This is a genomic window from Arthrobacter sp. MDT2-34-1 (assembly GCF_059091365.1).
Window position 1 is genome coordinate 2,148,102 of record NZ_JBNHGO010000001.1, and the last position, 13,630, is coordinate 2,161,731.

Consider the following 13,630-nt stretch of genomic DNA (forward strand, 5'->3'; position numbering starts at 1 on the left):
TGATCCTAGGACGCCGGAGGGAGAAATTCGACGTTTCAGCGCGGCTCTTCGGCCACGCAGCGGTTGTGCAGCTCGCCGATTCCCTCGATCCTCGTCACCAGCCGCGCCCCGGCGGGAATCCATTCGCGCGGTTTCCGGGCCAGTCCCACGCCGGCCGGGGTGCCGGTGGCCAGCAGGTCACCGGGTTCCAGGGTCATGAACTGGCTGACGTAGGACACCAGTTGCGCGCAGGAGAAGATCAGGTCCGACGTGTTGCCCGACTGCTTGGTCACGCCGTCCAGCTCGCATTCCACCGCCAGCCCCGCCTCCGGATCCAGCTCGTCGGCCGTGACGACGACGGGGCCCACCGGAGTCATGCGGTCCCAGTTCTTGCCCTGGAACCATTCCGAGGTGCGGCCTTGCCAGTCACGGACGGAGACGTCGTTCATCACCGTGTAGCCGGCGATCGCGTCCCGCGCGGCGGCGTCGTCGGCGTACCGGATCCGGGAACCGATCACCACGGTCAGCTCGGCCTCCCAGTCGATCTTCGTGCTGGCCGCGGGCAGCACCACGTCGTCCACCGGGCCGACCAGCGCGTTCGGGTACTTGGTGAAGATGGTGGGGTATTTGGGAACCTCCTGGCCCACTTCTTCGGCGTGCGCGTAATAGTTCAGGCCGGCGCAGAGGATCTTGCCCGGATGCAGGATCGGCATGTCCAGCTCCGACGCCGCCGGCGCAGGGCCCCGCTCGCCGGGCAGGGTCCGCCAGTCCCCACCCCTTATCAGTTCGCCGACATCCCTGGCCGGCAGGTAGTCGGTGGCACCGCCATCCTGCCGGAACGCCTGCGTGGTCCCGTTCCGCCGTACTGTCCCCAGACGCATCTGTACCTCCTTGCGGCAGCCGTGCACCGCCGTCGTGATGTTGTCAGGCCCTGGCAGCAGGGCCTCCTTGCACGATATATGGTGGGGCGCGCCGCACGGGGAGCGCTCAGAGGTTCCTCTCGGACTGGCGCTCCGATGCTCCGCCTGCTTCCTCGGGCAGTTCGGAGACCGGCACCAGAACCGTGTCGTGGATCATCCAGTGCAGATCGATGCAGCCGTCCCGCGCCTCTTCGAGGACATCGACCGCGGGGACACGTCCGTCGCGGGGGACGACGAAGGCCTCAACGTGCAGCACGTGGCCCTGGTCGCGGACACGCGAGCCCGCTTCTTCTACCCATTCCAGTTGGCGCAGATAATCATCGATGCGTTCGATCAGCGGGTGGGGCTCCGAGTCGTCGAAGGTGGTGGCCCGGGTGTCCATCAGGTCGGTGACGGAGCTCCGCATGTTTTTGTAGCCGTCGCGCAGAATTCCCCCGGCGATGAACAGCGCGGCGGCGGCATCGGCCCACCACAGACCGATTCCGATGCCGGCGACCCCGACGATGGAGCCGGCGGCGGTCTTCCAGTCCGCCTTGTTCATGTCCGCATCCGCATAGAGGACCTTGTCATGCAGCTGCTCGGCGAGTTTTTCCTTGGCCCGGCCGAGCAGGACCGGAGGGACGGCGGTCGCTGCCATGACGGCGATCATGAGCCAGCCGAGCCAGATGGTGTGGCCGAGCAGCTGGACCGATCCGATGGGCGGGTGCTCCCCCTTCAGCAGGCCCATGCCTGAGTCGACGACCAGGAAAGCGCCCATGGTGCAGAGGGCCACCGCGGCCACCAGATGCGCGATCCCGGTCGACCGGTGGTACCCGTAGGGGTACTTCCGGTTGGGGGGCCGGTTAATGATCTTCATCGCCAGCAGGAACGCAATGGGAGGGGCGAGGGAGAGCATGTCTTCGATCCAGGCCGCCTTCATCGCCTGCGAATTACCCATAACCAAAAAGACCAGCGTGACCGACACGGCCAGGACCGCGATGGTGATCCACTGGATCTTGATGGCCCGCCGAAGGGCCTTTTCCTGCTCATCGGGCAGCTCGGTGCGGCCGAATTTGGTATTCATCCCTGTTCCTTCCGATCAAGAAGAAACTTTTCCAGTTCCCGCAGGAAGGCATTTTCGCCCATCTTCGACGCCATGACGTATTCTTCCTTGCCTCCGTCGGGGGCCCGGCCCTCGGCGTAGGGCTGGGTCAGGGCTGCCTTGTCCGACCAGGGCGACTTTTTCGTCAGGCCGCCGATGACAAGGTCAAGTTCGCCGCGTTCCAGCTGCCCTATCAGGGATTCCTCGCCGGCCGCCGCCCATTCGATGGTCGCGTCGCGGGTCGCCGCGAATTGCCTCACCAGGTCCGCCTCGGAGCCCGTGGGCTCCGCGCCGTCCCGGATTTCCGTCCAGGGCGGGTTGTGCGAGACACCCACCCTCAGAGTTCCGCCGCTGATGCGGTCCAAGGTCCCTTCCGGGTCCGCAGGCACCTGCAGCCCGCAGGAGGTCATCAGCAGCATGACCAGCACCGCAAAGGCCGCCTTGGAAAAATTGTTCAGCATACTTCAGGACCATAGCTAAACCGGCGGCGTTTTGGGGAAGCCCGGGTCCCCCCTGCAGGCGGGCTACCGGCCCTCGCGGCACCACTCGAGCAGGCGCTCCACCGGCCAGGTCGTGATAATCCGTTCGGCCGGGACGCCGTTTGCGGCCGCCCGTTCGGCTCCGTAGTGGAGGAAATCGAGCTGCCCCGGCGCGTGGGCGTCGCTGTCGATGCTGAACAGGCAGCCGGCGTCGAGGGCCAGTTGGATGAGCTCGTCCGGAGGGTCCTGCCGCTCGGGCCGGGAGTTGATTTCGACGGCGACGTTGTTCGCCGCGCAGGCTGCGAACACTCGCCCGGCGTCGAACTCCGACTGCGGGCGGGTGCCGCGCGATCCCTTGACCAGCCGCCCGGTGCAGTGGCCGAGCACGTTGGTGCGCGGGTTCTCGATGGCGCCGAGCATCCTGCGGGTCATGGTGCCCCGGTCCGACCGCAGCTTCGAATGCACGCTGGCGACCACCACGTCCAACCGGTCGAGCATCTCCGGTGACTGGTCCAGCTCGCCGCTCTCCAGGATGTCGGCTTCGATCCCGGTCAGCACCCGGAAGCCGTCCGCTGAAGCGTTGAGCTCTTCGACCAGCTCGAGCTGCCTGGCCAGCCGCTCCGCGCTGAGGCCGTTGGCGACCGTGAGGTTGGGCGAGTGGTCGGTCAGGGCAAGGTAGTCGCGGCCGAGCCAGCGGGCGGCATCGGCCATGGCTTCCGGCGGCGAGCCGCCGTCGGACCAGTCGCTGTGGCTGTGCAAATCGCCGCGGAGGGCCTGGTGCAGCTCGCGGCCGCCCTCGGCCAGGGGCGCGGCGGCGCGCTCCCGCACCTTCGCCAGATAGTCCGGGACCTCGCCGTCGACCGCCTGCTGGATCACCACGAAGGTGCTGGCACCGATCCCCTTCATGCTCTTTAACCGACCGGTGCGCGCCCGCTCGGCCAGTTCGGCGGGCTCCAGCCCGCCGGCGACGGCGGCCGCCCGCCGGAACGCCTGCACTTTGTACGTGGGCGCGAGTTCACGCTCCAGCCAGAAGGCGATTTCGTTCAGGGCCGCGACAGGATCCATGTGACCATCTTCCACCGGCACCACCCGCTGATCCATGGCTTACGGCCTCAGGGACGGCACAGCGAGACCGAACTGCTCCCGCAGGGCCAGCTCGGCGGCGCGGTAGCCGGCCATGCCGTGCACGCCGGGGCCGGGCGGCGTCCCGGCCGAGCACAAATAGACGCCGTGCAGCGGGGTCTGCCAGGGCCTCCGGCTCAGCACCGGACGCGCCGCGAGCTGCGGCAGGCTGACGGCCCCGGTTCCGAAGTCGCCGCCGACGTAGTTGGGATTGTAGGCCTCGTAGTCGGCCGCGGACATGCTGGCCGAATCCACCACCAGGTCGGTGAAGCCGGGGGCGGCGCGTTCCAGCGCAGCGGTGATGACCGGCTCCATGTCCCGGGTGGAACCGCCGGGGACATGACAATAGGTCCAGAGCACGTGCCGCCCGGCGGGCGCCCGGGACGGATCGACCACGGCGGGCTGCGCCGTCAGGATCACCGGGTCTTCCGAGTGCCGGCCGCGGGCAATGTCCCGTTCCGAGGCTGCCATCTGTTCCCGTGTGCCGCCCAGATGAACGGTGCCGGCCAGGCGCAGGTCCGGATGGGCCCACGGAACCGGTCCGGACAGGATGTAGTCGACCTTGGCCGCGCCCGGTCCGTAGCGGAAGCGCTGCAGGGCGCGCGCATAGCGGGACGGGAGCCGGCCACCGGCCAGCCGCAGGAGTTCCGTGGGCGAGGTATCCAGCATCACCGCCTCGGCGTCGGTCAGCTCGGCGAGCGACGCGACCCGGTGCCCGGTCTCGAGCCGGCCGCCGTGGGCCTGCAGGTCCTCGACCATGGCCTCGATGATGGCCTGCGAGCCCCGGGCGGGCAGGGGGAAGCCCACGGCATGGGCGAGCGCGCCAAGCATCAACCCCGCGCCCGCGGAGGAGAGGCGGCGCACCCCGCCGGGGGTGTGCGCGGCGACGCCGGTCAGCAGCGCCGGTGCGAACTGTTCCTTGAAGCGCAGGTTCCAGGCGGGAGAGCCCTGCTCCAGGGTGCGGAGCCCGTAGCGGAAGGCCGTCACCGGGCTCGCGGGCACCTGGAGGAGCTGGTCCATGGTGAACTCCAGCAGCGCATCGGTCCGCGCGACGAGCGGTTCCATCAACTGCCGGTACGCGCCGCCGTCGGCTCCCAGCCCGGCCACGGTCCGGTCGAGGTCGCGGTGGGCCACCGCCGCGGCGGCCCCGTCGATCACCTGCCCGTAGGAAACCTCCGGCACCAGCAGTTCGATCCGCTGGTCCAGCCCGAAGTCCCGGAAAAACGGCGAGGCCGCGGCCATCGGATGGACCGCGGAACAGACGTCGTGCCAGTGGCCCGGCTCCATCAATTCCACGGTGCGGGAGCCCCCGCCGGGCGTGGCTGCCGCCTCGAAGACCGTGACTCCGAGGCCCGCCCGCGCCATGATCACGGCCGCCGCCAACCCGTTCGGCCCGGCGCCGACTACCGCTACGTCCGTCACGTTGGATCTCCTTCCCGCTGGGGCTTCAACCTTGTGGCCTGCGCCGCCTCACCGGCAAGGCCCGGCCAAGTCGAGGGCCGCCGCACGGCATCTATGCCCGACGATGAATGTTCGGCCCGCGCGTTCCCCTCGGCGGCCGCCGGTCCGGCGCCCCTCCCCGTGGCGCCACCCGGCAGCCCCAGCGTGAACCTGTCGGGCGCGCCGTCGTAGTCCCCGCCCTCCGGGTCGTCGGTGTCCACGCGGCGGACCGGATCATGCTCCGGCAGCCAGATGCCGCGGACAACCTTCCCCGCTATGTATGCCGTTGCTGTTATATGTGCGACGACGGCGAGCACGTAGTACGGCGTGTCCAGGTTGCGTGCCGCTTCGCCGCCGCTCGTCACCTGGCCCAGGTGCATCCAGGTGGCCCACCAGTGCATCGCCTCGAAGAACTGCCAGATCAGGAAGTCGCGCCAGCGGGGATGGGCCAGCACGGCCAGCGGGACCAGCCACACCACGAACTGCGGCGAGTAGACCTTGTTGGTGAGCACGAAGGCGGCCACCACGAGGAACACCAGCGACGCCATCCGCGGGCGCCGCGGCGCCGTCCAAGCCAGGAGCGCGATGCCCGCGCAGGCGGCCGCGAACAGCAGGAGGGAGGCGGCGTTGATGAATTCGGGGCTGAGGACGGGCAGTTGCTGCCGCTGCGCCGTCAGGTTGTAGGCGTACCAGAGGGACGAATAACCGGCTTCGCGCTGCCGGCTGTAGTCCAGGAAGTGGAACCAGCCCCCGAGGTCGCGCAGCATGAACGGCAGGTTGACCGCCATCCATGCCGCGGCCGCCGCCAGCGCAACCCGGGCCAGGGGGCGGTAGCTGCCGGTCCGCACCGCCAGCAGCAGGATGGGACCGATGATCAGCACCGGATACACCTTGAACGCGGCGCCGAGACCGACCAGCGCGCCGGCCAGGACCGGGCGGCGCCGGGCGAAGGCGAGCATCGAAAGCGCCGCCAGCATTGCCGCCCAGAGATCCCAGTTGATAGTCCCGGCGAGCACGATGCCCGGTGCCAGCGCCACCATCGCCGCGTCCCAGGGCCGCCGGTGGCTCATCCGCGCCGTCGCGATGACGGTGACCAGCCAGACCACGGCCACCAGGGTGGCGTTGATATCGAAATAGGCCAGGGCCCGCTCCGGAGACGTGCCCTCGCCGGGAACCAGCCACGCGGTGGCCCCGGCCACCAGTCCCAGCAGCACGGGGTACTCGAAGGAGCTTCCCGCGGTGACGAACGGCATCACGCCGCCGGCAAGCCCGCGGGACTCGAAGAGCACCGGCCAGTCCGAGTAGCAGCCCATGTAGAAATAGTCCGGCAGCTCCCACCCGGCCAGCCGGCACGGCGTCTTGACCAGGACGGAAAGCAGCGCCGCGAGCGTGGTCAAGATGATCAGCACCCGCTCCACGGTGAAAAATCCGGGCGACACCAGGCCCGGGGCGCTGTGCCGGCCCAACGGACCGCCCACCATTTCGGTGAACTGCTTCAGGAACGGGTCGTTGCGGCTGGGCACCACGATGCGCAGCGGCGTGCGGCGCGAAGAGCGGGACCCGGGCATGGTCCAAGACTACTGTCGGTGGCCCACCGGCCACAGATCCGGGCCCGGGCGGCAGGTTACCCGTTTCGTCCGCTGCTGCACGCCTTCCCGTAACCTGCTCCACCCCGGGCCGTTACCGGTGCTTCCTACCGTGGCTCCAATGAGTTACAACGATCCCCGGGAAGTTTTGGTCGTCATCCCGGCCCGCGGCGGTTCCAAGGGAATCCCGTTCAAGAACCTGATGCCCGTGGCCGGCCGCAGCCTGGTGGCCCGCGCCATCGACAGCGCGCTGGCGGCCGCGTCGGTGACCGACGTCGTGGTCAGCACCGATCATCCGGACATCGCTGCCGAAGCCGAACGCTGCGGCGCCCGCGTCATCGTCCGCCCCGCGGAGCTTTCCGGAGACACCGCCAGCAGCGAATCCGCCGTGCTCCACGTGCTCGCCGCGCTGCCCCGTCAGCCGGCGGTCACCGTCCTGCTGCAGTGCACCTCGCCGTTCATCGAGCCGGAGCACCTGGACCGGGCCGTCCAGGACGTGCTGGAGGACCGCGCCGACGTCGCCTTCTCCGTCACCGCGAGCCATGCGTTTCATTGGTCGCTTGACGACGACGGCGCCGTCACCGCCGTCGGGCACCGCGCCGACGTGCGGCCCCGCCGCCAGGACCGCCGGCCGCAGTACCGCGAAACAGGCGCGTTCTACGCCATGCGCACCGAGGGCTTCCTTGACCGCGGGCACCGTTTCTTCGGTCGGCTGAAGCTGCAGGAAGTGCCCGCGGGGCAGGCCGTCGAAATCGACTCGCCCGAAGACCTGGCCGTGGTCCGGGCACTGGCCGGTCCGGACCGCGCCGCGGAGGCCGGCGCCGTCGACGTTGACGCCCTGGTCATGGACTTCGACGGCGTCCACACCGACGACCACGCCTTCGTGAACGCCGACGGCGAAGAGTTCGTCCGCGTCAGCCGCGAAGACGGCATGGGAATCTCCCGGCTGCGCAGCACCGGAATTCCGCAACTGATTTTGTCCACCGAACGCAACAAGGTGGTCAGCGCCCGGGCCGGGAAACTCGGCATCGACGTCCTCCAGGACGTCTCGGACAAGGCCGGAGCGGTCCGCCAATGGATGGCCGTGAACCGGTTGGATCCCGACCGGGTTGCCTACGTGGGCAACGACGTCAACGACCTGCCCGCCATGGGCGTCGTTGGTTGGCCGGTGGCTGTGGGCGACGCCCGCGCCGAGATCAAAGCCGCGGCACGGATCGTGCTGCAGCATCACGGCGGCGAGGGCGCGGTCCGCGAGATCTGCGAACTCATCCTCGCCGCCCACAGCGGTGCCGGCGGCCCGCGCCGCCTTCAACAAGCCACCACAGCAACAACCAGAGAGAGTGCACAGATGACTACCGAAGCTACCGTTTCCGTCAATGTTCCCGCCGGTTCCCCGGCGCCCGTCGCGATTGGCGACGTGCAGGTCGGTGCCGGCCAGCCGGTTTACGTGATCGGCGAGATCGGCATCAACCACAACGGCGACATCGAGATCGCCAAGCAGCTGATCGACGTCGCCGCCGAGGCCGGCGCCAACGCGGTGAAGTTCCAGAAGCGCACCCCGGAGATTTCCACCCCCGCGGATATGCGGGACAAGATGCGCTCCACCCCGTGGGGCGAGATGACCTACCTGGACTACCGGTACCGGGTCGAGTTCGACATGCCGATCTACCAGAAGCTCATCTCCCACGCCGCCGACCGGGGCCTGCACTGCTTCGCCTCGCCGTGGGACGTGCCCTCGGTCGCGTTCATGGAGGAAGCCGGCGCGCTGACCCACAAGGTCGCCTCCGCCTCCGTGACCGACCTTGATCTGCTCACCGCGCTGCGCGAGACCGGCAAGCCGGTGATCCTGTCCACCGGCATGTCCACGATCGAGCAGATCGACAAGGCCGTGGAGGTCCTGGGCACGGACAAGCTGATCCTGATGCACGCCACCTCCACCTACCCGCTGCCGCCGGAAGAGGCGAACCTGCGGATGATCACCACGCTGCAGGAGCGCTACCAGGTGCCGGTGGGCTACTCCGGGCACGAACGCGGCCTGCAGATCTCACTGGCCGCCGTGGCCCTGGGCGCGGTGACGGTGGAACGGCACATCACCCTGGACCGGACCATGTGGGGCTCGGACCAGGCCTCCTCGCTGGAGCCGAAGGGCTTCGAGGCGCTGATCCGCGACATCCGGATCCTGGAAGAAGCCATGGGCGACGGCGTCAAGCGCGTCTTCCCGGGCGAGCTGGCACCGCTGTCCCGCCTGCGCCGGGTGGACGGCTAAGCACACGCCATGAACCAGCCATTACTGAGCGTCATCATCCCGGCGAAAGACCAGGCCCCTTTCATCCGCGACGCGATGACCAGCCTGACCCGCCAGTTCGATGATCCCTCGGTCATGGAAATCATCGTCGTCGATGACGGTTCCACCGACGGGACCGGGGAGCTGGCCGACGCCTTCACCGGCCGGCTCCCCGGCCTGCACATCCTTCGAAACGACGCCCCGACCGGCCTGGCGGCGGCCCGCAACAAGGGGCTGGACGCCGCCACGGGACGCTATATCGCCTTCCTTGACCCGGATGACTGGTACGCGCCCGGCCACCTGTCACGCATCACGGCCGAGATCGGGGAGCTGGGGGTGGACTTCCTGCGGGTGGACCACGTGCGGCACGCCGGGGGAATCCGAACCATTCACCGGGCGCCGCAGGCCGTGCGCGGCGTCGCCCTCGATCCCCGCCAGGACATCGGACCCATGGACGCCTCATCCATGGTGGACTATCCGTTCGCGCCCTTCGGCATCTTCGACGGCGCGCTGAGGGAGGCCGGGCTGCTGCACTTTGTGGACGGCCTGCATACCGCCGAGGACCGTCCCTGGATTTGGCGCCTGCACCTGGAGGCAACCTCCTACGCGGTTTCGGACCAGTTGGGTGCCTTCTACCGCCGCGGCGTAGCGACGTCCCTGAGCCAGATCTTCGACCGCCGGCAGTTGGATTTCCTGCGCAGCTACGCCGAGGTCTTCCGGCTGGTGGCCGAGGACCGCGAGGCAGACCGCTTCCGGCCGAAGGCGATCCGGCAATTCCTGGCCATCGCCTGCCATCACCTCGAGCGGTCGGAGAAGATGACCAGGGCTGTCCGCCGCGAACTGACGTCCGGGATCCGGGCCGTTGTGGCCGCCCTCCCGGCCCCCGCCGTCGGCAGCTGTTTGGCGGGCATGGACAAGAACCGGCGCCAGAAGTTGGAATCAGCGATCGGACCACTGCAGTGAAAGAACTTTTCGTCGTCTCGACCCTCTACCAGGTCGTCTCGCTGGCGGCGGCCGTCGACGACGGGACCCTGCCGGCCACCGGTGCCGAACGCATCCTGGTGTTGACGAACAACGCCTTGATTCCGGAAATCACCGTCCCGTTCCACGAGTCGCCGGGCTTCACCGAGGCCGCCCGCAGGTTCGACCGCGTGGTCGACCTCAGCGAGCTGCTCTGGCCCCGCCGGCCGGGACAGTTCAATCCCCGCGAACAAGACCTGGATCTGTGGCAAAGGCTGCTGCGCTCGGAATGGGACCTGGGCAGCGACCCGGTCCACCTCTACGTCGAGTCCATCCAGGTCAACCCTGCGATTGCCCTGGCCCGGACCTTCGCCCAGGCCGCCGTCTCGGTACACTCGGACGGCCTGATGAGCTACGGGCCCACCCGGAACCCCGTCCCGCTGGCCGTGGCCCAGCGGCTCGATTCCCTGCTGTATGTGGACCTCGTCCCCGGGCTTCGCCCGCAGTTGCTGCGCGAGCATGAACCCAAGCTGCTGCCGGTGGATCCGGCCTCCCTGCGTCGCGCGATGGAGGAGTTGGACCGGTCGGTGCCGCCCCTGGTGATTCCGGCGTCCCAGCCCGGTGCCGCCGCCGGCAGCGCGCTGCTGCTCGGCCAATACCTGTCCGAGCTCGGGATCCTGTCGGCCGAGGAAGAAGTGGCGCTGCACCGAGGGATGATCGAAAAGGCCCTGGAGCGGGGGATCCGGCACTGCATCTTCAAGCCCCATCCCAACGCCGGACCGGCAGCTCTGCGCTCCGTCCAGTCGGCGGCGGTGGAGCTCGGGGTACGGCTGGAGATCCTGGAGTCCCCGGTGCCTGCGGAAGTAGTGATGCAGCGCCTGCAGCCCCGGCTGGTGGTCAGCTGTTTCTCCACCGCCCTCATGACCGCCAGGTACCTGTTCGGCATCGACGCGGCGGCCGTAGGAACCGAACTGCTGCTGGAGCGCCTGACCCCGTACGAAAACAGCAACCGCGTGCCGGTCACCATCATCGACGCTATTCTGGAACGGAACTTCCACGCCCCGGACCAGGAGGCGGCAGACACTCCCCCTGCCGGCCGCCTGCAGCAACTGGTCGACGCCGTCTCCTACTGCATGCAGGCCGATACGCTGGCAGCAGGCCGCCCGAGCGCGGAAACGTATCTGCTGCACATCCAGGACGCACCCCACATGCGCTACTTCAAGCGGCGACGGCTGACCAAGCTTCAACTGCCGGGCGGATTGCCGGCTGCCGTGGCCGCCCGCCCGCTGGCCAAAGTCCGGCGGCTGGGCCGGCGTGCGGTCCGCAAGCTCCGGTCCCGGGCAGCATCGTGAGGCGGGCGCCATGACGGAAACGGCGATCACCGCGGCCTTCCTTCCCCAGCTGGGACCGGCGGCGGAGGGTTATCAGACCCGTCCACCCGTCGGGTCCAAGACGCAGCGCGGGCGCCGGAGCGAACTGGTGCGCCGCCCCCGCTTTGGCAGGGCCGCCGTCTGGGCCGAGTCCCCGTTGCAGTTGCTCAGCGCCGTCGAGGCGCACGGTGCCGGCCTGCTCGGCCGGGACACGCTCATCTACCCGCGCAGCGATGCGGTCGGCATGGACAGCACCCTGCGGTCGCTGATGGAACAAGTGCCAAGCGGCGTCCGGTTCGCGCCGCCGGCGGCCACCCTCCCGGCGGTGCGCAATAAAAAGCTCGACCGCTGGGTCACCGGCGATGCCTACTCCGGCAAGGTCCAGGCGGAACTGTTGCGCGGCGTGGGCGCGGACGAACTGGTCATCGTGGACGACGGCCTGGCGACGCTGAGCCTGCTGCACATGCTCGTCAGCGTGCGGCCCGTCCCGCTGATCCGGCCGCGGGCTGTGCCGACCGCCCGCCGCAAGGCGCTGGGCCTGGCCACCTGGTGGACCCTGCGGAGGATGGCCTCCCAGGGCCGGCTGCTGGTATTTACAGCCTTGACCGTGCAGCCGGCAGTGGAAAAGAAGTTCCGGGCCCTCGGCGGGCATCTGGAACGGCACCGCTTCGAGTGGCTGGGCACCCAGCCGGTCACCGAGAACATCAGTGAGCCGACCATCGTGGTGGGCTCGGCGATGCCCGCCGACGGGTTAATCCGGGCGGAGCCCTATGTGGAGTGGGTCCGGTCGCTGACCGACGATGGCCCGGTGGCGTATTTCCCGCACCGCCGCGAACGACCGGAACTCCTCGGCGCCTTGGCGGAGCATCCGCTGATCAGCGTCAAGCAGCACACCATTCCGGTGGAAATGCGCCTGCGCGGCCTCCGGCCCGGGCAGGCAGTCCGCGCCCTGCCCTCCACGGTGCTGGCCTCGCTGCGCCTGATCCTGGCCCCTTCCGGCGTGCCGCTGAAGGGGCAGCCGGTACCGGACGACTGGTGGCTGCCCGGGACGACGGTAGAACTGCGCCGGCACCTGAGCAGCTCCCTGCGGGACGGAGGCGAGCGATGAACCCGGAGCAGTGGCAACCCGCCGCGCCCGCGGCCGACGGGCGGCAAACGGTCCGGCCCTTCCGTCTGCTGGCAGTCGCCGACAGCGACTCCTACCTGAAGTTCGCCTGCGCCACGCTGGAGTCCGTCGGCGCCGGGTGGGAGCGCGAGGTGCTGCTGGTGCGCTCCCCCATCCTTCCGACCCTGGAACAGACCCAGGCGGCCACCGCCGGGACCTTCCTGGCCGGCAAGGCACCGCGGGTGATCCCCGCCTCCGGCCTGCGGGCCGCGCTGGCGGGCGCCGACGTCGTGCTCGCGGCAGCCACCGGGCCCATCGTGGAAGAAATCTTCACCCAGGCGTCCCGGATGCCGCGGCGGCCCGCCCTGGTATCCGCGCTGCCGGGAGTGGCCTTCCCGGCCACCCGCAAGGCGCTGAACTACCGGGCGCTCGGGGACGCGTTCATCACCCACAGCCACGCCGAGTGCCGGGCGTTCAGCGACTTGGCCGACGCCATGGGGCTGCCGCAGCGGATCCTGGTGTCGCGGCTGCCGTTCCTGGCCTCCGCCGGGCGCCCGGAGCCACAGCAGAAGCCGCTGGACTCGGTGGTGTTCGCGCCGCAGGCCAAGGTTCCGGTGGAGCGGGAGCAGCGCGTCGCGATCCTGCAGGCCCTCGCGGCGTTGGCCAGGCGCCGGCCGGAGCTGTCGGTGCGGGTGAAGCTGCGGGCCTGGGCGGGCGAGCCGCAGACGCACACGGAGCAGTACCCGTTCGACCAGTTGTGGTCTGACCTGGTGGCGGCGCGGGCGGTGGCCGGACACGAACTGCAGTTCTGCACCGGCCCCATGTCCGACCAGCTCACCCCGGGAGCGGCCATGGTGACCGTCAGCTCCACCGCGGCCCTGGAAGCGCTCGACGCCGGCCTGCCGGTGCTCATCCTGGACGACTTCGGACTCTCCGAGCAGATGTTGAACAAGGTGTTCGACGGTTCCGGGCTGGTCGGCAACCTGCAAGACCTGGTGGCAGGCCGGTTCGGGCATCCCGACCCGCGCTGGTTGCGGGACAACTATTTCCACGCCCAGCCGGTGCGGCTGGACGAAGTGCTGGCCAACTTCGCGGCACGCGCCAGGGCCGGAAAGCTGGCGACCGATCCGGATCGCCTGGCCGCGGTGCAGCGGCGCAAGCTGCGCTCCAGGCTGCGCACGGTCCTGCCCGCGCCGGCCTTGAGGCTGGTGCGGCGGCTGCGCAACGCCCGGCGGCTGCCCGCCTGAGCGATTAACCCGCGCCGCGTGCCGTCCCGGGAATGGGCGCGCCCGGCAATGTGTTGA

11 protein-coding genes and 1 pseudogene are annotated in these 13,630 nt (G+C 69.4%); 6 read left to right on the plus strand and 6 right to left on the minus strand.

Features of this window, described 5'->3' with window-relative positions; translation table 11 throughout:
• Positions 1–35 precede the first annotated feature (35 nt).
• The 6 genes from AC5RVV_RS10075 to AC5RVV_RS10100 form a co-directional block, all read right to left on the minus strand.
• Complete coding sequence (locus tag AC5RVV_RS10075; protein WP_494001173.1) at positions 36–860, minus strand: fumarylacetoacetate hydrolase family protein; 825 nt, start codon at positions 858–860, stop codon at positions 36–38.
• Positions 861–966: 106 nt separating this feature from the next.
• On the minus strand, positions 967–1,962 hold the full coding sequence (locus tag AC5RVV_RS10080) for a cation diffusion facilitator family transporter (RefSeq protein ID WP_494001174.1): 996 nt from the start codon (positions 1,960–1,962) through the stop codon (positions 967–969).
• Entirely contained in the window at positions 1,959–2,441 is a 483-nt protein-coding gene (locus AC5RVV_RS10085) for a transporter substrate-binding domain-containing protein (protein WP_494001175.1), read from the minus strand. The genes AC5RVV_RS10080 and AC5RVV_RS10085 overlap by 4 nt, the downstream gene beginning before the upstream one ends.
• Before the next feature lie 63 nt (positions 2,442–2,504).
• Positions 2,505–3,524 (minus strand): PHP domain-containing protein, encoded by a 1,020-nt coding sequence (locus AC5RVV_RS10090; protein WP_494001176.1) that lies wholly within the window; start codon positions 3,522–3,524, stop codon positions 2,505–2,507.
• Positions 3,525–3,563: 39 nt separating this feature from the next.
• Positions 3,564–5,003 (minus strand): phytoene desaturase family protein, encoded by a 1,440-nt coding sequence (locus AC5RVV_RS10095; RefSeq protein WP_494001177.1) that lies wholly within the window; start codon positions 5,001–5,003, stop codon positions 3,564–3,566.
• Positions 5,000–6,589 (minus strand): glycosyltransferase family 87 protein, encoded by a 1,590-nt coding sequence (locus tag AC5RVV_RS10100; protein WP_494001178.1) that lies wholly within the window; start codon positions 6,587–6,589, stop codon positions 5,000–5,002. Before AC5RVV_RS10100 ends, AC5RVV_RS10095 begins: the two co-directional genes overlap by 4 nt.
• A 139-nt stretch (positions 6,590–6,728) precedes the next feature.
• Between AC5RVV_RS10100 and AC5RVV_RS10105 the strand changes: the two are divergent.
• The 6 genes and pseudogenes from AC5RVV_RS10105 to AC5RVV_RS10130 form a co-directional block, all read left to right on the plus strand.
• Positions 6,729–7,841 (plus strand): annotated as a pseudogene (locus AC5RVV_RS10105) (cytidylyltransferase domain-containing protein); the annotation flags it as partial.
• A 114-nt stretch (positions 7,842–7,955) separates the two neighbouring features.
• Complete coding sequence (locus tag AC5RVV_RS10110) at positions 7,956–8,873, plus strand: N-acetylneuraminate synthase family protein (protein ID WP_494001327.1); 918 nt, start codon at positions 7,956–7,958, stop codon at positions 8,871–8,873.
• Between the two features lie 9 nt (positions 8,874–8,882).
• A complete protein-coding gene (locus AC5RVV_RS10115) occupies positions 8,883–9,854 on the plus strand; it encodes a glycosyltransferase family 2 protein (RefSeq protein WP_494001179.1) in 972 nt (323 codons plus the stop codon).
• Positions 9,851–11,203 (plus strand): polysialyltransferase family glycosyltransferase, encoded by a 1,353-nt coding sequence (locus AC5RVV_RS10120; protein WP_494001180.1) that lies wholly within the window; start codon positions 9,851–9,853, stop codon positions 11,201–11,203. The genes AC5RVV_RS10115 and AC5RVV_RS10120 overlap by 4 nt, the downstream gene beginning before the upstream one ends.
• A gap of 10 nt (positions 11,204–11,213) precedes the next feature.
• Positions 11,214–12,329 carry a hypothetical protein gene (locus AC5RVV_RS10125; RefSeq protein ID WP_494001181.1) on the plus strand — a complete coding sequence of 372 codons (1,116 nt, stop codon included), beginning with the start codon at positions 11,214–11,216 and terminating at the stop codon, positions 12,327–12,329.
• On the plus strand, positions 12,326–13,573 hold the full coding sequence (locus tag AC5RVV_RS10130) for a DUF6716 putative glycosyltransferase (RefSeq protein WP_494001182.1): 1,248 nt from the start codon (positions 12,326–12,328) through the stop codon (positions 13,571–13,573). Before AC5RVV_RS10125 ends, AC5RVV_RS10130 begins: the two co-directional genes overlap by 4 nt.
• Positions 13,574–13,630 lie beyond the last annotated feature (57 nt).

Bases quoted from the DNA above. Each gene is read 5' to 3' on its own strand.
- AC5RVV_RS10075 (WP_494001173.1), bottom strand. From the start codon at position 860: ATGCGTCTGGGGACAGTACGGCGGAACGGGACCACGCAGGCGTTCCGG.
- AC5RVV_RS10130 (WP_494001182.1), top strand. From the start codon at position 12,326: ATGAACCCGGAGCAGTGGCAACCCGCCGCGCCCGCGGCCGACGGGCGG.
- AC5RVV_RS10110 (WP_494001327.1), top strand. From the start codon at position 7,956: ATGACTACCGAAGCTACCGTTTCCGTCAATGTTCCCGCCGGTTCCCCG.
- AC5RVV_RS10100 (WP_494001178.1), bottom strand. From the start codon at position 6,589: ATGCCCGGGTCCCGCTCTTCGCGCCGCACGCCGCTGCGCATCGTGGTG.
- AC5RVV_RS10125 (WP_494001181.1), top strand. From the start codon at position 11,214: ATGACGGAAACGGCGATCACCGCGGCCTTCCTTCCCCAGCTGGGACCG.
- AC5RVV_RS10090 (WP_494001176.1), bottom strand. From the start codon at position 3,524: ATGGATCCTGTCGCGGCCCTGAACGAAATCGCCTTCTGGCTGGAGCGT.
- AC5RVV_RS10080 (WP_494001174.1), bottom strand. From the start codon at position 1,962: ATGAATACCAAATTCGGCCGCACCGAGCTGCCCGATGAGCAGGAAAAG.
- AC5RVV_RS10085 (WP_494001175.1), bottom strand. From the start codon at position 2,441: ATGCTGAACAATTTTTCCAAGGCGGCCTTTGCGGTGCTGGTCATGCTG.
- AC5RVV_RS10115 (WP_494001179.1), top strand. From the start codon at position 8,883: ATGAACCAGCCATTACTGAGCGTCATCATCCCGGCGAAAGACCAGGCC.